Below are 23,812 nucleotides of genomic sequence, written 5' to 3'. Positions count from 1 at the left end.
TGACCGTGAGCATTGAATTCTTCACCCGCCTGCCCTTGCACGGCGAAACCCAGTTCCTCCCCGGCGACCCGCGCAACCGCGGCGACTGGCATGCCGGCGGCGACAGCACCGGCGCCGTGTCGAACTTTGCCGTAGGTGATCACTTCACCTACATCGACTACCTCGGGCAGATCGCCCGCGCCGCCGAAATCAACGGCTTCGGTGGCGCGCTGATGGTCAACGCGCCGTCCGGCGAAGAGCCCTGGACAGTGTGCTCGCTGCTGGCCCGCGAAACCCGCACGTTGAGCTACGTCACCGCCTTCCAGCCCTACCACTACACGCCCTGGATCGCGGTGCAGCAAGCGGCGACCTACCAGCGCGCCAGCGGCAACCGCCTGGTGTGGAACATCATCAATGGCGGCTCGGATAGCGTGCAGCGCCAGGTTGGCGACTTCAGCGACCACGATGAACGTTACGAGCGCGCCACCGAGTTCATGGACGTGGTCAAGGGTTACTGGCACTCGGAGAACTTCCACTACCAGGGGCGCTTCTACAAGGCCGAAGGTGGCGGCCTGCGCGGCCCGCAGAAAAAGGCCGAGTTGCCGCTGATCTGCACCGCCGGCTCGTCGATCGCCGCGCGGGAATTCGCCGCCCGCCACGCCGACTTCTACCTGATGCGCGCCGAGCACCCGGACGAGATCCGCACGCTGATAGCCGACATTCGCAAGCGCGCGCTCAAGCATGGCCGCAGCAATATCCGCTTCGGCCTGTCGATCGATGTGATTACCCGCGAGACCGAAGCCCAGGCACTGGCCGAGGCCAGGCGCTTCTTCGACGAAGGCGTGGCCAAAGGTGCGGTCAAGGCTGTGGCCGCCCATGCCGGGCTGCGCACCGCGCGCAAGCTCAGCTACGAAAACGAGTACGCGGCCAAGGACGAAACCCGGCCGTTCGACGACTTTTTCATCTACCCCAACGTCTGGGCCGGTTTTGGTTACATCGGCATTCCGCCGGGCCTGGCGCTGGTCGGCAGCTACGCCAACGTGGTGGCGCGGATTCGCGAGTACAACGCGCTGGGCATCGACCTGTTCTTCCTCGCTGGCTACCCGCACCTGGAAGAAGCCTACCGCCTGGGCGAGCACATCCTCCCGCACTTTCGCGGCGAACGGGCGCCGCTCAAGCGCATCGACACCCAGGCGCCAGCCCTGGGTGCAGCAGGAGCCTGAGGCCATGGACCTTTTCGATCAGCAGCGCCGACGCTTTCTCGGCTACAGCCTGGCGCTGGGCGGCGGCCTGCTACTCAGCGGCTGCGGCCCTGACGCACCGGCCGCCAGCAGCCCGGCCAGCGACCAGCCGCGCCACGGCGGGCGCCTGCGCCTGGGCGTGTTGGCCGGCGGTCAGGTCGGCAACCTCGATGCCCACAAACCGATCGGCAGCGGCATCGTCCGCGGCTTTGCCCTGTACAGCAAGCTGTGGGAATGGGACGAGCAGATGCAGCCGCGCCTGGCCCTGGCTGAAGAAGCCGAAGCCAGCGCCGACGCCAGCAGCTGGACCGTGCGCCTGCTTCAGGGCCTTGAGTTTCACAACGGCAAGAGCATCGATGCCGACGACCTGATCTTTTCCATTCGCCGCCTGACCGACCCGCAACTGGCGTCGCCTTACGCCGCGCTGCTGCACTGGGTCGATCGCGACAACCTGGAGAAACTCGACGCACGCACCGTGCGCATCCGCTTCAAGGACGGGCGCAGCTACCTGCCGCTGGCCGAAACCTGGGTCAACTTCGGCGGCATCGTCCCGGTCGATTACCACCCGGTGACCAACCCGGTGGGTGCCGGGCCGTACAAGCTGAAAAGCTTTAGCCCCGGCCAGCGCTCGGTGTTCAGCCGCTTCGAGAACTACTACAAGGACGGCAAACCCTACGCCGACGAACTGGAGATCATCGACTTCAAAGACCAGGTCTCGCGCCTGGCGGCCTTGCGCGCCGGGCAGATCGACATGGCCAACGGCCTGCCCAGCGAGCAGCTGCAGATCATCGAACGCGACCCGCGCCTGCAACTGGTGACTTCGGTCAGCGGCAACTGGCTTTCGTTCGAAATGAACACCAGCAAACCGCCGTTCGACAACCCCAAGGTGCGCGAAGCCTTTCGCCTCCTCGCCGACCGCCCGGAGCTGGTGCGCCGTGCCTTGAACGGCCAGGGCCGGGTGGCCAACGACCTGTACGCACCTGATGACCCGACCTTCAACCACAGCCTCGGCCCGCGCCCCCATGACCCGCAACGGGCGGCGCAATTGCTGCGCGAAGCCGGCTACGAGCAGTTGCAAGTCGAGCTGGTGACCACCAGCGGCCCGGCCCTGGCCTCGGCGCTGGTGTTCGCCGAACAGGCCAAGGCCATCGGTGTGAACCTCAAGGTGCGCCAGGTCGACCAGGCCACCTTCGACGGCCCGCAGCACGACCAGTGGCAACTGAGCACTGGCGGCACCATCGGCGCACCGTTTCTGGCCAGCGCCATGCACATCGACGCGCCCTTCGCCGTGGCCAACAAGACCCACTTCAACGACCCGCAGTTCAGCGAACTGTTCCTCCAGGCCATGGCCCAGCCGGACCTGGCCAAGCGCAGCGCGCTGGTGCACCAGGCCCAGCAGATTCAGTATGAGCGCGGCGGCTTGCTGATCTGGGGCTATGTGAATCTGCTCGATGCGTTTTCGCGCCAGGTCGGCGGCGCCGCAGCCGAGCAGACACTGTTCAGCACCTGGCGTTTCGACAACCTCTGGCTGCGCGGCCAGGCCTAGCGCAATCCAGCCTGACGCTGACGGTACTCCCCCGGCGTCAGCTGCGCATAGCGCAAAAAGAACCGGCTGAAGTACGCCGGGTCTTTGAAGCCCAGGCGGTAGCAAATCTCGTTGGCCGAGCTGCCGGTGTACAGCAGCAGGCGCCGTGCTTCCTGCATCAGGCGTTCGAGAATCAGGCGCTTGGACGGCAGGTCGGCGATGCGCCGGCACACTTCGTTGAGCCGCGCTTCGGTGACGCCGATGCCCTGGGCATAGCGCGCCAGCGGCCAGTGCTCAAGGTAGTGGGCCTCGATCAGTTCATTGAAACGATGAAACACCTGCAAGTCTTCATGACGGGTTTGCCGCGCCGGCAGCGAGCGCGCGCACAGGCGCAGCAGGCTGGTCATGATCAGCCGCGTCAGGCTTTCCAGCGCCGCCCCGCGCCCGGCGGCGCTGGCGTTGATTTCACTGTGCAGCTCATCGAACAGCAGCGCCAGGCGCCGCGCCTCGGCGGCGTAGCTTGGTTCCAGGCCGCTCAAGGCCACGCAGGCCGGCGCCACTTGCGGCCCCGGCGCCAACCCGGGATCGGCTTCAAGTAGCTGCCAGACCAGTTGCTGGCGCACGGTCAGCACATGGCCGTCGGCATCGGGTTCGGTTACGAAGGAATGCGGGATGGTCGGTGGCGTAAGGAAAAACATCGGCCCCGATTCGACGTACTGCTGGTCGTCCAGGTACACCCGCACCGTGCCGCTTTTGACGTAATGCACCTGGAAAAACCGGTCATGGCGGTGCACCGGCATATTGCGGCCGAAAAACCCGGCGAGGTTGCCGAGCTTGTCGTAGTGCACCTCGGCATCGCTGTAGCGCTGATCGTAGACCTGGCCGATGTTGATGTTGGGGATTGGTTGTTGCTCGCGCATGGCCCTGCTCACGCTTGTTGTTATGCGGCCAGCTTACTCCTGCTGCAAGCCGCTTGCATTTCGTTAACATCTTAATTATAACGTTAACACATTAACAATTATTCGAGCAGGGACCCTGCCCCTGCCCCAGCCAGGAGAACCCCATGAGCCGTGCCTTGCACGATGCTGCCAGCGGTACCCTGTTCGGCGTTGCGCTGAACTACCAGGGCCTGCTTGACCAGCGTCTCGCCGAATTCGAAAAGCCGCCCTATCAAAAGCCACCGGTCAAGCCGGTGCTGTTCATCAAGACCCCCAACACCCGCAATGGCCATGGCCAGCCGGTGGTCTACCCGCAAGGCATCGAGCACCTGCAACCGGGCCCGGCCCTGGGCGTGGTGATCGGCAAGCGTGCCACCCGGGTCAGCGTCGACGAGGCCCTCAGCCATGTCGCCGGCTACACCATCGTCAACGAATTCAGCCTGCCCGAAGACAGCTACTACCGCCCGGCGGTCAAGGCCAAGTGCCGCGACGGTTTCTGCGCCCTGGGCCCTGAACTGGTGCCGGCCGCGCAGGTCGCCGACCCGCAGCAACTGAGCATCAAGCTGTTCGTCAACGGCGCCCTGCGCCAGCACAACAGCACCGCCAACATGGTTCGCAGCGTCGCCCAGCTGATCGCCGAGATCAGCGAATTCATGACCCTGCACGAAGGCGATGTGCTGATTACCGGCACCCCCGAAGGCCGCGTCGATGTGCTGCCCGGGGACCAGGTTGAAGTCGAGATCAGCGGCCTCGGGCGCCTGACCAACAGCATCGTTGCCGCGCAGGAGAAGCGCTGATGAAACACGCACGTATCCGTTACCAGGGCGAAGTCCACGCCGTCACCGTCGAGGCCGACAACGCCGTGCGCCTGGCCGATGGCCGCTTGCTCGCCGAGCAGCAGGTCGAGTGGCTGCCACCGGCCACCGGCAATATGTTCGCCCTGGGCCTGAACTACGCCGACCACGCCGCCGAGCTTGCCTTCACGCCGCCCACCGAACCGCTGGCGTTCGTCAAGTCGGTGGGCACCTACACCGGCCACAACCAGGTCAGCTGGCGCCCGGACAACGTCGCCTACATGCACTATGAGTGCGAACTGGTGGCAGTGATCGGCAAGCCTGCGCGCAACGTCAAGCGCGAGGATGCGCTGGAGTACCTGGCCGGCTACACGGTGTGCAACGACTACGCGATTCGCGATTACCTGGAGAACTACTACCGGCCCAACCTGCGGGTCAAGAACCGCGACGCCACCACCCCGGTCGGGCCGTGGATCGTCGATGTCGCCGATGTGCCGGATGCTTCCAACCTGACCTTGCGCACCTGGATCAACGGTGAGCTCAAGCAGCAAGGCAGCACCAAGGACATGATTTTCGACATCCCCTACCTGATCGAATACCTGTCCAGCTTCATGACCCTGCAGCCGGGCGACATGATCGCCACCGGCACCCCTGAAGGCCTGGCCGACGTGGTGCCGGGCGATGAAGTGGTGGTCGAAGTCGAAGGCGTCGGGCGCCTGGTCAACCGTATTGTCAGCGAAGCCGAGTTCTTCGCCCTCAACCGCCAAGAGGCATGAGCAGCATGATCAAACACTGGATCAACGGCCGTGAGGTCGAAAGCAAAGACGTGTTCGTCAACTACAACCCGGCCACCGGCGAGGCCATTGGCGAAGTCGCCAGCGGCGGCGCCGAAGAAGTGGCCCAGGCGGTAGCGGCAGCGAAAGAGGCGTTCCCGAAATGGGCCAACACCCCGGCCAAGGAGCGCGCGCGGCTGATGCGCAAGCTCGGCGAGCTGATCGAGCAGAACGTGCCGCACCTGGCTGAGCTTGAAACCCTCGACACCGGTTTGCCGATCCACCAGACCAAGAACGTACTGATCCCGCGGGCCTCGCATAACTTCGACTTTTTCGCCGAAGTCTGCACACGCATGGACGGCCATACCTACCCGGTCGACGACCAGATGCTCAACTACACCCTGTACCAGCCGGTGGGCGTGTGCGGGCTGGTGTCGCCGTGGAACGTGCCATTCATGACCGCCACCTGGAAGACCGCGCCGTGCCTGGCCCTGGGCAACACCGCAGTGCTGAAGATGAGCGAACTGTCACCGCTGACCGCCAACGAACTGGGGCGCCTGGCGGTGGAAGCCGGCATCCCCAACGGCGTGCTCAACGTCATCCAGGGCTACGGCGCCACCGCTGGCGACGCCCTGGTGCGCCACCCGGACGTGCGTGCCATCTCCTTCACCGGCGGCACCGCCACCGGCAAGAAGATCATGCAAACCGCGGGCCTGAAAAAGTACTCCATGGAGCTGGGCGGCAAGTCGCCGGTGCTGATTTTTGAAGAGGCCGACCTTGAGCGCGCCCTGGATGCGGCGCTGTTCACCATCTTCTCGCTCAATGGCGAGCGCTGCACCGCCGGCAGCCGTATCTTCATCCAGCAGAGCGTCTACCCGCAGTTCGTCGCCGAGTTTGCCGCGCGGGCCAAGCGCCTGATCGTCGGCGACCCGCAAGACCCGCAAACCCAGGTAGGCTCGATGATCACTCAGGCCCACTATGACAAGGTCACCGGTTACATCAAGATCGGCATCGAAGAAGGCGCGACCCTGCTCGCTGGCGGCCTTGAGCGCCCGGCCAACCTGCCGGCGCACCTGGCCCGCGGGCAGTTCATTCAGCCGACGGTGTTTGCCGACGTGAACAACAACATGCGCATCGCCCAGGAAGAAATCTTCGGCCCGGTGGTGTGTTTGATCCCCTTCAAGGACGAAGCCGAGGCGCTGCGACTGGCCAACGACACCGAGTATGGCCTGGCCTCGTACATCTGGACGCAGGACATCGGCAAGGCGCATCGTCTGGCCCGCGGCATCGAGGCCGGCATGGTGTTCATCAACAGCCAGAACGTGCGCGACCTGCGCCAGCCGTTCGGCGGGGTCAAGGGTTCAGGCACCGGCCGTGAGGGCGGGCAGTACAGCTTCGAGGTGTTTGCCGAGATCAAGAACGTGTGTATCTCGATGGGCAGTCACCATATTCCGCGCTGGGGCGTCTGACAGCATCGCGGGGCAAGCCCGCTCCCACAGGTTTTGAGGCTGCCTTGTGGGAGCGGGCTTGACCCGCGATGAAGGCGCAACCGATCGCACACAAGAACAACAATTTCCAGGAGTTCCATCATGGGCGAAGTCGTCCTGGCAGCCAAAGTCTGCCACGTACCCTCGATGTACCTGTCCGAACTGCCCGGCAAGCATCATGGCTGCCGCGAGGCGGCGATTGCCGGGCACAAGGAAATCGGCCGCCGCGCCCGCGAACTGGGCGCCGACACCGCCGTGGTGTTCGACGTCCACTGGCTGGTCAACAGCGGCTACCACATCAACTGTGGCGAACACTTCAAGGGCACCTACACCAGCAACGAGCTGCCGCACTTCATCAAGAACATGGACTTCGAGTACCCCGGCTGCCCGCAACTGGGCGAGCTGATCGGCCTTGAAGCCAACGCCGCCGACGTGCGCACCCTGGCCCACAACATCCCAAGCCTTGAGCTTGAATACGGCACCCTGGTGCCGATGCGCTACATGCACATGGACGTGCCCGACGCGCACAAGTTCAAGGTCGTGTCGATTGCCGCTTGGTGCGCTTGGCACCGCCTGGAAGACAGCTTCGCCTTCGGCGCCGCGGTGCGCCGGGCCATCGAAAAGAGCGACCGCAAAGTGCTGGTGCTGGCCTCCGGTTCGCTGTCGCACCGTTTTTCCGATGACCGCAACGCCGAAGCCAACATCCACAACTGGACCCGCGAATTCGACAAGCAGATGGACCTGCGCGTGGTCGAGCTGTGGAAGCAGGGCCGCTTCAAGGAGTTCTGCGCGATGCTCCCGGACTACGCCAACCACTGCTACGGCGAAGGCGGCATGCACGACACGGCGATGCTCCTGGGCCTGCTTGGCGGTGCCGACTACAACAAGCCGGTCGAGGTCCTGACCGAGCCGTTCGGCAGCTCCGGCACCGGGCAAATCAACGCCATCTTCCCGCTGTAGCGCGAAGGCAGCAGCCACAAGCTTCAAGCCACAAGCTGCAAGCGAAGAGCACGCGCTCTTGCCGCTTGTAGCTTGCCGCTTGCCGCCGTTCAAACGGAGATCTTCATGCCGCATTTCATCATTGAGTACACCGACAACATCGAGCAACAGGCCGACCTGCCCGGCCTGTTCGCCAAGGTCCACGCCAGCCTGGGCGCCAGCGGCGTGTTCCCCCTGGGCGGCATCCGCAGCCGTGGCGTGCGCCTGGACAGCTGGCGCATGGCCGATGGCAAGCACGACTACGCCTTCGTCCACATGACCCTCAAGGTCGGCCACGGCCGCGATCTGCAAACCCGCACCGAGGTCGCCGAGGCGCTGTTCGCGGTGATCACCGCGCACTTTGCCGAGCTGCAAAGCCAACGCCTGCTGGCGCTGTCGTTCGAGATGATCGAGCTGCACCCGCAGCTGAACTTCAAACAGAACAACGTTCACGCCTTTTTGCAAAACCAGGCGGGCTGAACCACAGCCACCCGCCCTCCCCAACGGCCCTCTGACAAAAAGTACAAGATCATGAGCACAGCCAATACTGCCCAACACGCTGCCCTTGCCCAACATGACTCGACCCACAGCAAGATCACCTGGCGGCTGATGCCGCTGCTGCTGATTTGCTACCTGTTCGCTCACCTGGACCGCATCAACATTGGTTTTGCCAAGATGCAGATGAGCAGCGACCTGCACTTCAGCGACACGGTCTACGGCTTTGGTGCCGGGCTGTTCTTCATTGCCTACGCGCTGTTCGGCGTACCCAGCAACATGGCCCTGGACCGCGTCGGCCCACGGCGCTGGATCGCCACCCTGATGGTGGTCTGGGGCACGCTGTCGACCAGCATGCTCTGGGTTGAATCGGCCTCGGGCTTCTATGTCCTGCGCTTTTTGCTCGGCGTCGCTGAAGCCGGCTTCTTCCCCGGCATCCTGGTTTACCTCAACCGCTGGTACCCGGCCCGCCGTCGTGGGCAGATCACCGCGCTGTTCGCCATCGCCGTGCCCATGGCCGGGGTGGTCGGCGGGCCGCTGTCGGGCGGCATCCTCGAGCTGTTCCACGACGCCGCCGGCCTGCGTGGCTGGCAGTGGATGTTCCTGATCGAAGGCGCGCCGGTGGTGTTGCTCGGCCTGGTGGTACTCAAGTGCCTGCCCGACAGCTTCGAGAGTGTCAGCTGGCTGAACGGCACTGAAAAGCAGCAACTGCGCGAGCAACTGAACCAGGAAGAGCAGCGCAAATCCATCACCTCGTTTGCCGGCATCCTGCGTGACAGCCAGGTCTGGCTGCTGGTGGCGGTGTACTTTGCGGTGATGCTGGCGGTCAACACCCTGGCATTCTGGATGCCGACCCTGATCCACGGCGCCGGCATCGGCAGCGATGGCCGCGTCGGGCTGTTGAGCGCCGTGCCGTACCTGGCCGGGTGCTTCTTCATGATCGCCTGTGGCCGTTCCTCCGACCGTCAGCGTGAACGCCGCTGGCACCTGTGCGTGCCGCTGCTGATGTCGGCCACCGGCATCGCCGTGGCCGGCCTGGCACCCGGCAACCCGGTGATGGTGCTGGGCGGCCTGATCATCGCCGGCATGGGCGCCAGCGCTGCCTTGCCGATGTTCTGGCAACTGCCGCCGGCATTCCTGTCGAACACCACCCAGGCCGCCGGTATCGCCCTGATCAGCTCGTTCGGCAGCATCGCCTCGTTCCTCGCCCCGTACCTGATCGGCTGGATGCGCGACACCACCCAGAGCGCCAGCCTGGCCCTGTACGTACTGGCGCTGTTCATCACCCTCGGCGGCTTGCTGGTGCTGCGCACCAAGGCTGCCATCGTCAACCCTCAGTAAGAGATTTCGCCATGCTTGACCACAGCCAGATCCTGCACGCCGCCGCCCAGCTCGAGCGCGCCGAACGCAGCCGCGAACAGGTGCGGCAGTTCTCCCTGGAGCACCCGGGCATCAGCATCGAAGACGCCTACGCCATCCAGCGCGCCTGGGTCGCACAAAAAATCGAGGGCGGGCGCAAGCTGGTCGGCCACAAGATCGGCCTGACCTCGCGGGCCATGCAGGTGTCGTCGAACATCACCGAACCGGACTACGGCGCGCTGCTCGATGACATGTTCTTCGACGAAGGCAGCGACATCCCCTTCGAGCGCTTTATCGTGCCGCGGGTCGAGGTGGAGCTGGCGTTCGTCCTCGGCAAGCCGCTCAAGGGCCCGAACGTGACCCTGTTCGACGTACTCGACGCCACTGAATGGGTAATCCCGGCGCTGGAGATCATCGATGCGCGCATCCAGCAGATCGACCCGCAGACCCAGGCCACCCGCAAGGTCTTCGACACCATCTCCGACAACGCCGCCAACGCCGGCGTGGTCATGGGCGGGCGCGCGGTGCGTCCGGGCGATATCGACCTGCGCAAGGTGCCGGCGGTGCTCTACCGCAACGGCGTGATCGAAGAGTCCGGGGTTTCGGCGGCGGTGCTCAACCACCCGGCCAAGGGCGTCGCCTGGCTGGCCAACAAACTGGCGCCGTACGACGTCACCCTTGAAGCCGGGCAAATCATTCTCGGCGGCTCCTTCACCCGCCCGGTGGCGGCCAACCCCGGCGATACCTTCCATGTCGACTACGACATGCTCGGTTCGATTGCCTGCCGTTTCGTTTGAGGAATTGCCCATGGACATGCCCGTCAACCGCTTCAAACAACGCCTGCAACGCGGCGAGGCGCAAATCGGCCTGTGGCTTGGCCTGGCCGAGCCGTACTGTGCCGAGCTTGCCGCCAACGCCGGTTTCGACTGGCTGCTGATCGACGGCGAACACGCGCCCAACGACCTGCGCGGCATGCTCGGCCAGTTGCAGGCCATCGCCCCCTACCCGGCCCAGGCGATCATCCGCCCGGTGATCGGCGACACCGCGCTGATCAAGCAGGTGCTGGATATCGGCGCACAAACCCTGCTGGTGCCGATGGTCGAAAGCGCCGGGCAGGCCCGCGAACTGGTGCGCGCCATGCACTACCCGCCCAAGGGCATGCGCGGTGTCGGCAGCGCCCTGGCGCGGGCCTCGCGCTGGAACAGCATCCCCGGCTACCTCGACCAGGCCGATGAGCAGATGTGCCTGCTGGTGCAGATCGAAAGCCTTGAAGGGCTGCGCAACCTTGAGGCGATTGCAGCGGTCGAGGGCGTTGACGGGGTGTTCATCGGCCCGGCGGACTTGAGTGCCTCCATGGGCTATCGCGGCAACCCCGGGCACCCCGAGGTGCAGGCGGCGATTGAACAGGCGATCGTGCAGATTCAGAAGGCCGGCAAGGCGGCGGGGATTCTCAGTGCCGATGAAGCCTTGGCACGGCGCTACCTGGAGCTGGGCGCAGGCTTCGTCGCGGTGGGGGTCGATACCACGGTGTTGATGAAGGGCTTGCAGGGGTTGGCGGGTAAGTTCAAGGGGGATGTGGTAGTGGGCTCGTCTGGGCCTTCTGTGTATTGACTGTACTGGCCTCATCGCGGGTCAAGCCCGCTCCTGCACATCCCGTAGGAGCGGGCTTGCCCCGCGATGCGGTCACCGCCCCACCTGCTTCAACTCCTCCAGCAACCCCAGCAACGCCTGCAGCTTCTGCTCGCCGAACTGCTCCTGAATGCGCCGGTAATTGCTCTCCATGCATTGGCTCATCGAGGCAAAAATCTCCTCGCCCTTTTGCGCCAGGTTGACCAGCACCCGGCGCTGGTCCTGTTCGGCCTTGCGCCGGCTGACCAGGCCGGCCGCCTCCATGCGCACCAGCACCCCGGTCATGCTCGGCTTGAGGATGCAGGCCAGTTCCGCCAGGCGGTAGATCTCCATTTCACCCTGTTGGCGCAGGATACGGATCACCCGCCACTGCTGCTCGGTGAGCCCGTGCTGGTTGAGCGAGGGGCGAAAAAAACGCATGGCCGCTTCGCGGGCTTGCAACAAGGTCAGGGTCAACGACGGGCGCGGCTGGGGCATGGGAAGGCTAATCATCAGGCTATTTTGTTAACACTTTAACAAAATCAACGCCTTGCCACAGCCCTGGCACCGGCAGTCAAGCCCGGCGGCACGCAGGGTCAAGACGCAGGCGCCGGGCAAGGCCTTAATAGAGCCCATCAGTACTTCACTTTTCAGGCTGCGCCATGATCAACATCGAAACGCCGACCTACTACACCGCCACCAAAAAATACAACCTGAGCTTCCCGACCCTGGAACAGGACGTGGACGCCGACGTGGTCATCATCGGCGGCGGCTTTTCCGGGATCAACACGGCCCTGGAGCTGGCGGAAAAAGGCATCACCAACATCGTCGTGCTCGAAGCCCGCTACCTGGGCTTTGGTGGCACCGGGCGCAATGGCGGGCAGATCATGGCCGGCATCGGCCATGACCTGGAGAAGATCAAGCAGCACGTCGGCGACGATGGCCTGCGGCAGATCTTCGAGATCAGCGACTTGGGCGCCGACATCATCAAGAACCGCATCGCCAAGTACGCCATCGACGCCGACTTCTGTCACGGCTATGGCTACATGGGCTTCAACGCCCGCCAGGAAAAAACCCTGCGCGCCTGGGAAAAGGACTTCAAGTCGGTCAACTCCCAGCATGAGATCCGATTTCTCGGTGGCAGCGAGGTCAAGCAGATCATCGGCTCCGACGCCTACAGCAGCGCCTTGCTGCACATGGGCGGTGGCCATGTGCACTCGCTGAACCTGTTGCTCGGTGAAGCCAAGGCGCTCAGCGAACACGGCGTGCGCATCTTCGAGAACAGCCCGGCGCTGCAGGTGCAGTACGGCGAGCGCATCCGCGTGCGCACCGGGCGCGGTTCGGTGACCGCCAGCAAGCTGCTGTGGGCTTGCGACAGTTTCCTCAACAAGCTGGAGCCGGAGCTGCACCGCTCGACCATCAACACCTACGCCTTCCAGATGATGACCGAGCCATTGCCGGACGAGCTGATCCAGCGCATCAGCCCGATTCGCGGGGCCTACAGCGACATCCGCCCGGTGATCGATTACTACCGGGTGACCAACGAGAACCGCCTGCTGTTTGGTGCCGCCACGCCGCTGGTCGAACACATCCCGGGCGATCTCAAGGCCTGGAACCGCAACCTGATGCTGAAGATTTTCCCCTACCTCAAGGACGTGAAAATCGACCTGGCCTGGGGCGGGCCGATGGCCTGCAGCCCCAACCTGTTCCCGCAGATCGGCACCCTGCCCGGTCGGCGCAACGCTTTCTACGTGCAAGGTTATTCCGGTTTTGGCGTCACCCCCAGCCACATCATCTGCAAGGTCCTGGCCGAAGGCATGAGCGAAGGCTCGGCGCGCTATGACCTGATCAGCTCGGTGCCACGCCCGACCATCCCGGCCAAGGATCAACTGCGCTCGGTGCTGCTGACCGCCGGCAAATCCTGGCACCAGCTGTCCGGCTACTGGAATGGCCGGCGCTAAGCCCCAACTCTTTCAACCCTCAAGGAACACTGACATGACCCTGACTGCCGTCACCCCGAACCTCCAGCTCAGCCAACTCGACGCCTGGGGCACCGTTGCCGACCTGGGCTCGCAGATACTCGAAGGCGAAGTACGCGCCTTCGGCAAAATGACCTTCGGCGCACCGACCGACCCGGTCAGCAGCGCCTACTTTGGCACCACCACCGGCAAGTTCCGCATGGTCTACCCGTTCAACGAACAGGCCGTGGTAGTCACCGGCCAGGTGCGCTTGACCGACGAAGCCACGGGTGTGAGCCGCACCTACAACGTGGGTGACAGCTGGTTCGTGACCAAGGGCACGCCGGTGCTCTGGGAGATTCTCAGCGAGAGCTTTGTGAAGCATTACTTTGCGGTGGTCTGACTGAAAGCATCGCGGGGCAAGTCGGGGCGCCGCACCGACTTGACCCGCGATGAGGCCCTAAAGCTTTGCCAACGACATCCCGAACATCCACCAAAGCGCCGCCAACCGCCGCTCGAACGCCTCCGCCCCCGCATAGATCAACTCGACATTCAAACTGTCGACGATCCCCAGGTAGGCATCGCCATACAAGCGCTGCTGCCCCTCCTCCAGCCCCGGCGCGAACGTGCGCAACGCCTGGGCAAACAACTCGCCCAACCTCGCCAGGTAGGCCTCGAAGCCGGCACAGATCACCGGCCGCAGTTCACTGGGCGGGAAGAACGCCGTGCGCAGCATGAAGCGCAAATGCGCCGAGGCCTGGTAGCGCGCGTTCAAGCGCTCGGCAAAACGTTGCCCCGGCAGCTCGCCGGTCGGCACCTGCTCGGCAAAGCACGCCTCCAGGTACTCGTGCTCGGCGTGCAGGGCCCGGGCATAGACCACCTGGAACAGGTCGTCCTTGCCGGCAAAATGCGCATACAACGACGGCTTGCGCATGCCCGCCGCCGCGGCGATATCGTTGAGCGACGAGGCGTCGTAACCCAGCTCGGCAAACTGCTCGACGGCAATCGCGCAGATCTTTTCCGCCGACGGCGTCAGGCTTCTCATAGCGGCGTCTCCCCCAACAAATACGGATCAATGCCCAGCCAGGCTGTGCACCTGCGGCTCGGCATGGCGGGTGCTGATGTGCACCAGCAGCGCCACGCACAGCGCCGAAAGGCCGAGCAACAACGCCCAGTGCGCCGCGCCCAAAGGCGCCATGATGCCCGACAATGGCGTGGCGAACGACGAAATGATCAACTGGAAGGCACCGAGCAACGCAGCAGTCGAGCCCAGCGCGGTGCTCTGCGAAGACATCACCAGCGACATCAGCGTGGCCTCGGCAATGCCCAGGCCGAACATGGCAACCGCCATGCCGGCAACGATACCCACCAGCCCCGCCGCACTCAGCGCACCGGCCAGCACCAGCACGGCGCCGACCAGCATGCACGCCGCGCCCCAGCGGGCCAGGCGCACCAGGCCCTTGCGCGCCACCAGGCGGCCCGCGGTGATGGCGCCGAGCAGAATGGCCACGCCGGTGGCGCCGAACAGGGTGCCGAACGCCTCGACCGACAGCCCGAAGTGATGCTGGTAAACGAAAGCGGCCCCGCCGATGTAGGCAAACAGAAAGAAGAACACCGCCGACAAGGCCAGGGCCGGGCGCAGGAACTGGCGGTCACGGGCGATCCGTACGTAAGTGCGCAAGAACTCCCGAGGCTGCCAGGCCATGCGCTTGTCCTCGGGCAAGGTTTCCTTGAGCATCAGCGCCGAGTTGATCAGCACCAGCACGCCCAATGCCGCCAGCACCAGCATGATCGCCCGCCAGCCAAAGTGCGCACCGACAAAGCCGCCCAATGCCGGGGCGATCACCGGCGCCAGGCCTTCGATGGTCATCAGCAAGGCGAAGATCTGCGCCGCCCGCGCGCCTTCGGCAACGTCGCGGACCATGCTCATGATCACCACCAGGGTCAGGGCGCTACCCAGGCCCTGGATGAAACGCGCCAGCAGCAGGCTGTTGAGGTCGGGCGCGGCAGCGGCGGCCAGCGAGCTCAAGACAAACACCAGCAAACCGGCAAGCAACGGCCGGCGCCGACCGAGGGTGTCGACCAACGGCCCGAACAACAACTGCCCGGCGCCCATGGCCAGGAGGAACACGGTCAGGGTCAGTTGCACCCCGGCATAGGAGGTGGCGAACTCGCTGGCGATGCTTGGCATGCTGGCCAGGTACATGTCGACCGCCGAGGGCCCGAGGGCGCCGATCAGGGCCAGGGAAATGGCGAAGCCGACCCGGGCGGGCGGCGTGGAGGCTGCACTGTGCATAGGCTTGATTCCAGATAAAAACGGGACCTGGCTGGCGCTTGGCGCTCTACCTACCTATCGGTAGGTAGCCAGGTCGGACGAGCCTATACAGACCGCATCCTGCGGTCAAGCCAGCAACGATCAAACGCTGATCAGGCCAGGCTGCTGGCGCGGTAGTCCTTGGGCGACTGCTCGAACTGCTTCTTGAACGAGCGGCTGAAGTGCGCCGAGTCGGTGAAGCCCCATTTGTAGGCAATGGTGGTGATCGACTCGCGCTTGAGCACCGGGTTGGCGAGGTCGGCGGCGCTGCGTTTGAGGCGCGCGCGCTGGATGTAGCGGCAGACGCTGTCGCCCTGCTCTTCGAACAGGCGGTAGAGGTGGCGCACGGAAATGTTCAGGCGGTTGGCGAGGTTGACCGGGGTCAGGTTGGCCTGGCCGAGGGAGTCATCGATGACTTTTTGCACATAACTGCGCAGGTTGGCGCCCTGTATTGAGGCCGGCAACGCGCAGAGGTCGTCGCTGCCTTCAAGGGCCGAACCGAGCAGCGACAGGAAGGCGCTGTGCAGCGCCTGACCTTCGCTCTGCTCGTCTTCGCCGGCGCTTTGCTCTTTGCACAGCTGGTCCATCAGCAGGTGCAGCATGCGCCCGCAGGCGCGGGTCTGGGAGATCTTGCCGAAGGTGCGGCTGTCGCTGCCCAACTGCTTGCACACCTCGGCCCGCGACAACGACAGCGAAGCGTGCTCGATCAGGCCGAAGGGCATGATTTCGCAGGCACCGGCGGCGTCCATCAGGAGCATCTCGCCGGGCGCCAGCTGGATGCTGACGCCGTTCTGGGTGATCTGCGAGAAGCCGGTGCGCTGGCTGACCAGAAAGCAATGCTGGTCGTTGTCGCGGTCGCTGTTCAGGCCCTTGCGGCGGATCAGCCCGGCGTTGGTACGCAGGTTGGCCAGGGCCAGGCCGCCGCGCGACCAGGTGGAAATCTCGCCGATGAACAGCGAGGGGTTGAACGCCAGTTCCGTCTCGTACACCCCGCAGATGTTCTGCATCGTTGCGTTCCAGCGTTCCAGCGCAGGGCTGCTGGCGTGATGGATACTCATGGGTACCTCCACAATGGCATCTTGTTTTTGGTGGGCAATAGTTAACATGTTATCTATGTGCGCGCAACTTGCGTGAAGCAGCCAGAGTGGAAGCAGGTTTGATGCCAGATGGCCGGCTCAGAGCCCGGCCAACAGCCCCGGCACGCCTTGCAGGGTGGCCAGCAGGTGCTGGCGTTGTTCGGGGCTCAGGCGAATGTAGCGACGAAAGGCCGGCAGGCGGTTGACCACCTCGCTGGCGCCGATGTGCTCGAGGGTCAGGGTCCATTGGCCGTCGCTTCTGTGCAGGCGCAGGCGCTTGAAGTCCAGGGGCATCAGTGCCTGCAGCAACGCACTATCGGCCAGCAGGCGCCGTTGCAGTTCGGCCTGCAACGCCGGCTCGCCCTGACGCAGCTGAACCCGCAGGCCGCTGCGGCGCAATGACCCGCTGTGGTGCAGTTCAAGGTGGGCGCTGCCCTGCCCTGTGGCAGGCAGGCTCAGGCTGAATTCGCTCAGCACCAGGTGCATGAGCAACTGCGCTTCGCAGCGCTCGCGCACCTGCACCGCCTGCCCGGCCCAGTTGAAGCGACCAAGGCCCGGGCCGAGCACCTCGAAGCTGTCCAGACCGAGGTTGCGTTGCAGCTTTTCAAGGGTCAGCCCCGGCCGATAGCCGGCCGGCGCCCGATCAGACAGCCTTTGCCACAGTTGGCGCAGGGCAATAGCCATGTGCAGTCCCCGGTTGATGAGCGAATTCGCGCGCCAGCACCTCTTCCACCGAAGCCGGCTTGAACGGGTTGACCTTCTGCACCAGTAGCGTCCAGAACAGCGCATACACCGCGGTGCCGGCCAGCATCAGGCCAAAGGGCACGTAGATGTCGGCCGGGTCCATGCCCGGCGGGGTGATGAACCACATGCCCAGAACAATACCGACGCTCGAGAGGATTTGCGGCAGCGGGAACCACGGCGAGCGATAGGCCCGTGGCAGGTCCGGGCGACGGATGCGCAGGATCACCACCGACAGGGTCACCAGCAGGTACGCGGTGCTCCAGGCGCACACCGCCGCCAGCACCAGGTGCATGATGCGGTCGGTGTTGCCGCCCAGCCACAGGGCATGCAGGCATGGAATCAGGGCGGCGACGAGGATGCACAGCAGCGGCGTTTTAAAGCGCGGGTGCAGGTAGGTGAACACCTTGGGCAAGGCGCCGTCCACGGCCATGCCGTAGAGAATCCGCGGCACCCCGGCCATCAGCGTGTTGATGGTCGCCGCACCGGCGAACAGAAAGCCGATGCCCAGCCACAGCGGGCCGATATCGCCCATCACCTGTTCGGCAAAGCGCGGGATGGCCATGGGCGTGTCGAGCAAGTGCACGCCGCTGGCGGCATCGAGCAGCACGTTGTCGACCTGGCGCTTCATCGCCGCACCATAGATGAACATGCACGTCGCCACCCCCAGCAGGCCCAGGGCCATGGCCCGCGGCATGCTTTTCGCCGACTGGCGCAAATCCGGCGCCAGCGGCGTAACGAACTCGCAGCCGACGAACATGAACATGGCCATGCCCACCAGCGAGAGGATGGTCACCAGGTCCGTGCCGACCAGCGACACGCCGAACCAGCCCTCCAGCTCCACCGCCGGCGCGGCCATCAGGCCGAGCACGCCGAAGACCATCAGCGTGGTCCACATGCCGAAGGTGAGGATGATCTCGGCCTTGCCGAAGGCGCTGACGCCAAAGGCATTGAGGATGGCGAAGATGATCACGAAGCCGACACCCAGCAGCCACGAACCACCGGCCGATTCGGCCAGGGTGTTGAGGTGCTCGAAGTTCACCAGGGCCATGACCCCGGCCAGCATGGTCTCGGCGGTGCCGGCAAAGACGTGGACGATCAGGTAGGCCGAGAGCGTGCCGGTGATGGCGAAAAAGCGCCCCATGCCACAGTTGATGTAGTCGTACACCGCGCCGGTGGTCGGCAGGATCGACGCCGCCTCGGCAAAGGTGGTCGCCTGCGCCAGCATCATCACCACCGCGATCAGCATGGCCACGGCGAAGGCACTGCCGCCGATACCGAAGCCCATGGTCGCGGTGAGGATCACCGGGCTTGCCATGATCAGGCCGATGGTACTGGCAAGGGCGGTGGGAAAGCCGACCGTGCCGCGATTCAGGTGCGCACTGAGCGTGTCGTTGAGCGACATGGCAAAAGACCTCGAGCAGAAGGATGACAGTGGTCCTACTCTGCGCGCGCTGGCAATGGCCGTCTTGCCCGTGGCTGCCGTGAAGGTTGTAGCTGGCTGCCAGGCTCAGCCCCGGGCCGGCAGGCGCACGCAGTCGTGCGGGCCGAGCAGGCGGCCGTCGGCGGCGCGCAACTGCAGGGCCTGGACCGGTTTGCCGTGCTCGCGGTCGACCAGTTGCGAATGGGCCTCGCCCTCGGCGAAGTAGAACGCCTCGCCCCATTGGCGCAAGCCGACGATCAACGGGAACAGTCCCAGGCCTTTCTCGGTGAGCACGTATTCCTGGTAGGCGCTGCCCTCGGACACCGGCACCAGCTCGAAGATCTGGTGCTCGACCAGTTGCCGCAGGCGGGTGCTGAGGATGTTCTTGGCCATGCCCAGGTTGCGCTGGAACTCACTGAAGCGCTTCAGGCCATCGAAGGCGTCACGCACGATCAGCAGCGACCACCAGTCACCAATGGCATCGAGGGAACGCGCCACCGGGCATTCGGCGTCTTGCAGGCGGGTACGTTGGACCATGGGAAATCTCGCCAGTGAAAGTGGTTGCAATATAAAACCAGTTTCTCTAGCGTACAACTGGTTTCATTATGCAACCAGAAGGATCGAGCCCATGCAGCCCCAACACCGAATGTCATCCGCCGTCATCTTGCTGTTCTCCGTGGCCTGCGCCCTGGCGGTGGGCAATGTCTACTACGCGCAACCCTTGCTCGAAGCCATGGCCCGGGAATTTGCCATCGACCCCGGCCTGGTCGGCCTGGTGGTGACCCTGACCCAGGTCGGCTATGGCCTGGGCCTGTTGTTGCTGGTGCCGTTGGGCGATCGCCTCAACCGCCGGCGACTGATCGTTGGCCAGTCGCTACTGTCGGCCCTGGCCCTGGTGCTGATTGCCTGGGCACCGAGCACGCCCTGGCTGCTGCTGGGCATGGGCCTGACCGGCCTGCTGGCGGTGGTCACCCAGGTACTGGTGGCCTATGCCGCGACGCTGTCGGCGGCTAGCGAACGCGGTCATGTCGTGGGGGTGATCACCAGCGGCATCGTCATTGGCATTTTGCTGGCGCGTACCTTGTCCGGGGCCATGGCTGACCTCGCCGGCTGGCGCTCGATCTACTGGCTGTCGGCGGCCTTGACCCTGGTAATTGCCGTCTTGCTCTGGCGCGTGCTGCCTCGGCAACAACCGGTGCAGGCGGCGGGCAGTTACCGCGAGCTGCTGCATTCACTGGCGTTGCTGCTGCGCGATGAACCGCTGCTGCGCCGACGCTCAGTGCTGGCCCTGCTCAGCTTCGCCTCGGCGATGGTGCTGTGGACGCCGCTGGTGTTGCCCCTGAGCGCCCCGCCGCTGTCGTTGTCGACCAGCGAAGTGGGCCTGTTCGGCCTGGCGGGCGCGGCGGGCGCACTGGCGGCGGCGCGGGCCGGGGCGCTGGTGGATCGCGGCCTGGGCCAGTGGGTCAGTGGCGGCTCGCTGGTGTTGATGCTGGCGTCCTGGGCGGCCATCGCCCTGACTGAATATTCGTTGTGGGCGCTGCTGCTCGGCGTGGTGGTCTTCGACCTGGGCCTGCAGGCCGTGCACGTCGCCAGCCAGAGCCTGATCTACCGCCTGCCTGAAGCCACCCACAGCCGGCTGACCGCTGCTTACATGCTGTTCTACTCGGTGGGCAGTGCCTTCGGCGCGCTGACTTCGACCCTGGCCTATGCCTGGGGCGGCTGGCTGCTGGTGTGTGCCTATGGCGCGCTGCTCAATGCCGTGGCCCTGGGTTACTGGTGGCTGAGCGAAGGCGCACGGGCTCAGAACTGCACGTCGAGTATTACGTTGTCCAGGTAAGTGCCGGCGGGCGGTGTGGCCTGGTCGGTGTAGACCTTGGCGTTGTAGTTGAAGATCTGGCTGCCGGTGCCGGTGCCCACACCGGGGTTGATATCGGCGTCGCTGCTGGCCCGCCGGGCCGTGGTGACGCTGCCCCAACGCACGCTGCCAGCGCTCTTGAAGATGTCATAGGCCATATAGTTGTTGGCCGCCGACTTCATCCGCCGGCGCCCGGCGGAGACATTCTGGCCATCGTCCAGGCCCACGGTGTAGTTGCTGCCCTTGGTGCAGGAGACATTGACGTTGCTGTTGACCGTGCTGAAGCCGCCGACCACCGGCGCGCTACCGAAGCTGATGTTGGGGCTGGTGATCTGGCAGTCATTGGTCACTGTCAGGCTCACGGTCAGGCTGGTGGTGCCGGTGAGGTTCTGCCGGCCCAGGCAGATACTGCCGACGCCAATGCCCCAGCAGTAGCTGATGTTCCAGTACACCGTCAGGACTTCCTGATAAAGGCCGGCGGCGACGTTGCTGCCGCTCAGGCTCTTGAGGTAGAGCGGCACCGACTTGGGCGTGGTGCCGTTGAGCAGGCCCAAGGCATCGAGGATGCCGTTGCGGGCAAAGTCGTAAGGCAGGCTGCGGGCGATCGGGTAGTTGGTGGTGTTGTTGGCGTACAGGGTGTAGCCGATCACATCGCCCGTGGGGCCGAGCAGGCCGGTACTGCCGGCCGGTGGGGTGAAAGTGGCGTAGAAGTGATCGTCGCTGGCCAGCAGGCTGACCAGCGAGCCGGTGCATTGCAGCCCGCTATTGAGGGTCGAGGCCGACTGCACGGTGGTGCGCACCAGGGTCGAGCTGACACTGCCAAAGCTTGCCGGCGCGGTATCGATCACCGAGCACAACGCGTGCACCTGGGGGCTGGCGAGCAAGGCCAGGAGCATCAGCAGGCGCTTCATTGGCACACCAGCGGGCCGATCAGCGGCACCTGGTCCTGCTCGGGCGCCAGCTTGAACTGCACCCGGCAACTGCCGCCGTTGGCGATCTGCACCTGCAGGCTGTTGTCCGCGGCCAGCCCTTCCAGGTACACCAGCCCGTCCCAGCCGACCACCGCCAGCGCCCCGCTCTGCTCATGGCGCACCTGGCTGCCCAGCGGCAGTTCCTTATGGTTGCCATCGACCAGGACGATGCTCGCCGCCACCACCCGTTGCAGCGGGAATTCCAGCAGGTAGCCGCTGCCCCGGCGCACCGCCACCCGCTGCTCGACCTGCGGGCTCTGGACGTTGGCCGGCAGTTCCATGGGGTCGATCTCGTACTTGGCGCGGTAGTAGGCGCTACTCCAGGGCACCAGCAGGTGGCCGTTCTTGTCGGTGCGCCCGACCAGCTGGTTTTCGTAGCGTACCGGCACTTGGGCAAAACCCTCGGTGCTGACCACCACGAAGGCATCGTCGATACGGTTGGCGGCGAACAGCCCGGCGTCCATCCACACCAGCGAACCGCTGGCATCGGCCCAGCGGGTCATGCTGTCGCTGCTGCCATAGGCACCGGCCTGCAGTTGCACCGACTGCAGGCGCCAGGTGACGTCGGCCTGACGGTAAGCCTCACGGTCGCCGTCGGCGTAACCGAGGTTGAAGCCCAAGCCACCTTCGCTGGGCACCGCGCGGCTGTAGTTGACCCGTTGCTGGTTCTGGCCCTCCTTGTTGCGCTCAACGCTAAAGCTCAGGGTGCCGCGCAGGTCGAACGGAATCACCAGTTGCGCCTGCACCGCCCACTGGCTGTCGCCGATTTCGCGGTTGGCCGACAGGTACAGGCTGCTGTTGCGCCACAACGGCTTGCTCCAGCTGAGGTTGAGCAAACGGGTGCGCGAGTTGTCACCGGCGCGCACATCGAAGTAACCGGCGCCGAGGCTGCCGTAGCGTTCGAGGTTGACGCTTATGGTCACCTGTTCGCTGCGCTGGCTCAGGCGCGTGTAGGGGCTGTCGACCAGCGACAGGTCGGCATAGTCGCCGCGCCGTTGCAGGCGCTGGTAATTGAAGCCCAGGCGCTGGCTGTTGTACTGGTAGCCGACGCTCAGTTGCTGGCCGCTGCGGCTGTCGAAGCTGCTCTGGCTCAGCGCCGCATTGACCACGCCCCAGTTGCCCACCTGCCAGTTGCCGCCCAGCCCGCCAAGGGCCAGGGACTCGGCCGCCTCGGCGTGGCTTTCGAGGGTGAAGCTGTCGCTCAGGCCGTAGCGCAAACTGGCGGCGGCCACCCCCGGGCCATAGGCAAAGTCGCGAAGCGCGTAGTCCCGGCGCAGGCTGCCGGCGGCCAGCGAGAAATCCGCCAGGCCTTTTTGCAACAAGCTGCTGGTGACATAGAACGGCAAGGTGGTCGACACCTGCCGGCCGAGGGCATCGGTGGTCACCACCACCGCCTCGCCGGCGCCGTTGATGAACGGCACGTTGGTCAGGGTGTAGGGGCCTGGCTGCAAATCGGCGCTGGAGCTTTTGTAGCCGTTGATGAACAGATCCACCGAGGACGGCACCGCCGCTTCCCCGGCAAAGGCCGGCAATGGGTAGGTGACCAGGTCCGGGCGCACGGCAAAGTCACGCGACAGTTGCAGGCCGCCCAGGCGCACCGAACTGGTCCAGGGCAAGGCGCCGCTGAGCACGTCGCCGACTTCCAGGGTCAGCAGGCGCGCCTCGTCGGTGTAGCGCCAGGTGGTGTCGTAGCGGCGAAAGCCTTCCTGGCTGTCGGCGTAGTCGTTGCCGCCCAAGGACTGACGCCACTGGCCGGTGGTCGACAGCGTGCCCCAGCTGTCGAACAGGCGCAGCTCGTTCCACGCCGCGAGATAGCGGCCACCGTCGTCGGTATCGTTGAAATACAGGTCATAGTTGAGCAAGGCGCCAAAGCTGCTGCGCGCTTCACTGGCCGGGTACAACTGGCGGCTGCCGATGCGCTGGGTCGGCAACCAGGCCGGTGGCACCTGCAGCACCAGGCGCTGGCCCTGGCTGTCGTAGTCGGTGTGCAGGCCGGGGATGCTGTCCAGCGCCACTTCGTCGCCGTACTCGCCGGGCAGCTCGATGCCAGCCGCCTGCAGGTCGGCGGTGGCCATGTACAGGCGCCCGGCGCGCTGCTGCACCGCCACCAGTTCAGGGCTGCTCATCTGGTTGACCAGCAGTTCCAGGAACAACGGCGCATCGGCGACCGCCTCGAGGCTGGCCGGGGGCGGCAGCAGCTCGCCAGCCAACAGCGAACCACAGCCCAGCACGGTCAGGCCACAGGCCCGCAGCGCCGAAGAGATGCTCACACACAGTATCCGACCATTACCGGGTCC

General features: G+C 65.0%; 23 protein-coding genes. 13 read left to right on the top strand and 10 right to left on the bottom strand.

All coding sequences use genetic code 11. The features are described 5' to 3' along the window. Nucleotides 1-5: 5 nt before the first annotated feature. Together BLR26_RS14570 and BLR26_RS14565 are read left to right on the top strand one after the other, a co-directional pair. On the top strand, nt 6-1,202 hold the full coding sequence (locus tag BLR26_RS14570) for an LLM class flavin-dependent oxidoreductase (RefSeq protein ID WP_093381709.1): 1,197 nt from the start codon (nt 6-8) through the stop codon (nt 1,200-1,202). A 4-nt stretch (nt 1,203-1,206) separates the two neighbouring features. Beyond that, a complete protein-coding gene (locus tag BLR26_RS14565) occupies nt 1,207-2,766 on the top strand; it encodes an ABC transporter substrate-binding protein (protein ID WP_093381706.1) in 1,560 nt (519 codons plus the stop codon). Here the strand turns inward: BLR26_RS14565 and hpaA are convergent. Further along, nucleotides 2,763-3,665: a 4-hydroxyphenylacetate catabolism regulatory protein HpaA gene (hpaA, locus tag BLR26_RS14560; protein ID WP_045194037.1), complete on the bottom strand. Its 903-nt coding sequence runs from the start codon at nt 3,663-3,665 to the stop codon at nt 2,763-2,765. The two genes, BLR26_RS14565 and hpaA, sit on opposite strands and share 4 nt — an antisense overlap. 143 nt (nt 3,666-3,808) lie before the next feature. On the opposite strand from hpaA, the gene BLR26_RS14555 reads away from it, so the two are divergent. The 8 genes from BLR26_RS14555 to hpaI all read left to right on the top strand — a co-directional run bounded on the left by BLR26_RS14555 (nt 3,809) and on the right by hpaI (nt 11,180). After that, nucleotides 3,809-4,480 carry a fumarylacetoacetate hydrolase family protein gene (locus BLR26_RS14555; RefSeq protein ID WP_093381703.1) on the top strand — a complete coding sequence of 224 codons (672 nt, stop codon included), beginning with the start codon at nt 3,809-3,811 and terminating at the stop codon, nt 4,478-4,480. Then, on the top strand, nt 4,480-5,253 hold the full coding sequence (locus BLR26_RS14550; protein ID WP_045194039.1) for a fumarylacetoacetate hydrolase family protein: 774 nt from the start codon (nt 4,480-4,482) through the stop codon (nt 5,251-5,253). Before BLR26_RS14555 ends, BLR26_RS14550 begins: the two co-directional genes overlap by 1 nt. Nucleotides 5,254-5,258: 5 nt before the next feature. Beyond that, nucleotides 5,259-6,719 carry a 5-carboxymethyl-2-hydroxymuconate semialdehyde dehydrogenase gene (hpaE, locus tag BLR26_RS14545; RefSeq protein ID WP_093387496.1) on the top strand — a complete coding sequence of 487 codons (1,461 nt, stop codon included), beginning with the start codon at nt 5,259-5,261 and terminating at the stop codon, nt 6,717-6,719. A gap of 120 nt (nt 6,720-6,839) precedes the next feature. Then, complete coding sequence (hpaD, locus tag BLR26_RS14540; protein WP_045194040.1) at nt 6,840-7,697, top strand: 3,4-dihydroxyphenylacetate 2,3-dioxygenase; 858 nt, start codon at nt 6,840-6,842, stop codon at nt 7,695-7,697. Nucleotides 7,698-7,802: 105 nt separating this feature from the next. Continuing rightward, a complete protein-coding gene (locus tag BLR26_RS14535; protein ID WP_045194041.1) occupies nt 7,803-8,195 on the top strand; it encodes a tautomerase family protein in 393 nt (130 codons plus the stop codon). A gap of 51 nt (nt 8,196-8,246) precedes the next feature. Continuing rightward, nucleotides 8,247-9,551, top strand: coding sequence for an MFS transporter (locus BLR26_RS14530; protein WP_093381700.1), 1,305 nt, complete (start codon nt 8,247-8,249; stop codon nt 9,549-9,551). A gap of 11 nt (nt 9,552-9,562) precedes the next feature. Beyond that, on the top strand, nt 9,563-10,366 hold the full coding sequence (hpaH, locus tag BLR26_RS14525) for a 2-oxo-hept-4-ene-1,7-dioate hydratase (RefSeq protein ID WP_093381696.1): 804 nt from the start codon (nt 9,563-9,565) through the stop codon (nt 10,364-10,366). 10 nt (nt 10,367-10,376) lie between these two features. Continuing rightward, nucleotides 10,377-11,180: a 4-hydroxy-2-oxoheptanedioate aldolase gene (hpaI, locus tag BLR26_RS14520; protein WP_093381693.1), complete on the top strand. Its 804-nt coding sequence runs from the start codon at nt 10,377-10,379 to the stop codon at nt 11,178-11,180. 72 nt (nt 11,181-11,252) lie between these two features. Here hpaI and hpaR read toward each other — a convergent pair whose 3' ends face one another. Continuing rightward, a complete protein-coding gene (gene hpaR, locus BLR26_RS14515; RefSeq protein ID WP_093381688.1) occupies nt 11,253-11,675 on the bottom strand; it encodes a homoprotocatechuate degradation operon regulator HpaR in 423 nt (140 codons plus the stop codon). A gap of 164 nt (nt 11,676-11,839) precedes the next feature. On the opposite strand from hpaR, the gene BLR26_RS14510 reads away from it, so the two are divergent. Both BLR26_RS14510 and BLR26_RS14505 read left to right on the top strand, forming a co-directional pair. Next, nucleotides 11,840-13,138: an NAD(P)/FAD-dependent oxidoreductase gene (locus BLR26_RS14510; protein WP_093381685.1), complete on the top strand. Its 1,299-nt coding sequence runs from the start codon at nt 11,840-11,842 to the stop codon at nt 13,136-13,138. A gap of 34 nt (nt 13,139-13,172) precedes the next feature. Further along, the gene (locus tag BLR26_RS14505) at nt 13,173-13,538 is read left to right on the top strand and encodes a cupin domain-containing protein (RefSeq protein WP_093381683.1); all 366 of its coding nucleotides are present in this window, start codon (nt 13,173-13,175) and stop codon (nt 13,536-13,538) included. A gap of 57 nt (nt 13,539-13,595) precedes the next feature. On the opposite strand, the gene BLR26_RS14500 is transcribed toward BLR26_RS14505, so the two are convergent. The 6 genes from BLR26_RS14500 to BLR26_RS14475 form a co-directional block, all read right to left on the bottom strand. Then, on the bottom strand, nt 13,596-14,180 hold the full coding sequence (locus BLR26_RS14500; RefSeq protein ID WP_093381681.1) for a TetR/AcrR family transcriptional regulator: 585 nt from the start codon (nt 14,178-14,180) through the stop codon (nt 13,596-13,598). 27 nt (nt 14,181-14,207) lie between these two features. Continuing rightward, nucleotides 14,208-15,431, bottom strand: coding sequence for a multidrug effflux MFS transporter (locus BLR26_RS14495; RefSeq protein WP_093381678.1), 1,224 nt, complete (start codon nt 15,429-15,431; stop codon nt 14,208-14,210). Between the two features lie 131 nt (nt 15,432-15,562). Then, the gene (feaR, locus tag BLR26_RS14490) at nt 15,563-16,507 is read right to left on the bottom strand and encodes a transcriptional regulator FeaR (protein WP_093381675.1); all 945 of its coding nucleotides are present in this window, start codon (nt 16,505-16,507) and stop codon (nt 15,563-15,565) included. A gap of 117 nt (nt 16,508-16,624) precedes the next feature. Beyond that, the gene (locus tag BLR26_RS14485; RefSeq protein ID WP_093381672.1) at nt 16,625-17,209 is read right to left on the bottom strand and encodes a DUF3156 family protein; all 585 of its coding nucleotides are present in this window, start codon (nt 17,207-17,209) and stop codon (nt 16,625-16,627) included. Then, the gene (locus tag BLR26_RS14480) at nt 17,169-18,671 is read right to left on the bottom strand and encodes an APC family permease (protein ID WP_045194052.1); all 1,503 of its coding nucleotides are present in this window, start codon (nt 18,669-18,671) and stop codon (nt 17,169-17,171) included. Before BLR26_RS14480 ends, BLR26_RS14485 begins: the two co-directional genes overlap by 41 nt. A 105-nt stretch (nt 18,672-18,776) precedes the next feature. Next, nucleotides 18,777-19,226, bottom strand: coding sequence for a winged helix-turn-helix transcriptional regulator (locus BLR26_RS14475; protein ID WP_045194053.1), 450 nt, complete (start codon nt 19,224-19,226; stop codon nt 18,777-18,779). Nucleotides 19,227-19,317: 91 nt separating this feature from the next. Here BLR26_RS14475 and BLR26_RS14470 point away from each other — a divergent pair, with 91 nt between their 5' ends. Further along, nucleotides 19,318-20,526, top strand: a complete 1,209-nt coding sequence (locus BLR26_RS14470) for an MFS transporter (protein ID WP_093381669.1) — start codon at nt 19,318-19,320, stop codon at nt 20,524-20,526. Here BLR26_RS14470 and BLR26_RS14465 read toward each other — a convergent pair. Together BLR26_RS14465 and BLR26_RS14460 are read right to left on the bottom strand one after the other, a co-directional pair. Further along, entirely contained in the window at nt 20,490-21,455 is a 966-nt protein-coding gene (locus BLR26_RS14465) for a Csu type fimbrial protein (protein ID WP_093381666.1), read from the bottom strand. The genes BLR26_RS14470 and BLR26_RS14465 overlap by 37 nt on opposite strands. Then, on the bottom strand, nt 21,452-23,779 hold the full coding sequence (locus BLR26_RS14460; protein WP_256326772.1) for a fimbria/pilus outer membrane usher protein: 2,328 nt from the start codon (nt 23,777-23,779) through the stop codon (nt 21,452-21,454). The genes BLR26_RS14465 and BLR26_RS14460 overlap by 4 nt, the downstream gene beginning before the upstream one ends. Nucleotides 23,780-23,812: the final 33 nt, after the last annotated feature.

The organism is Pseudomonas sp. UC 17F4, assembly GCF_900101695.1.
In the GTDB taxonomy this organism is placed as follows: domain Bacteria; phylum Pseudomonadota; class Gammaproteobacteria; order Pseudomonadales; family Pseudomonadaceae; genus Aquipseudomonas.
This window is presented reverse-complemented; position numbering and strand designations above follow the sequence as displayed.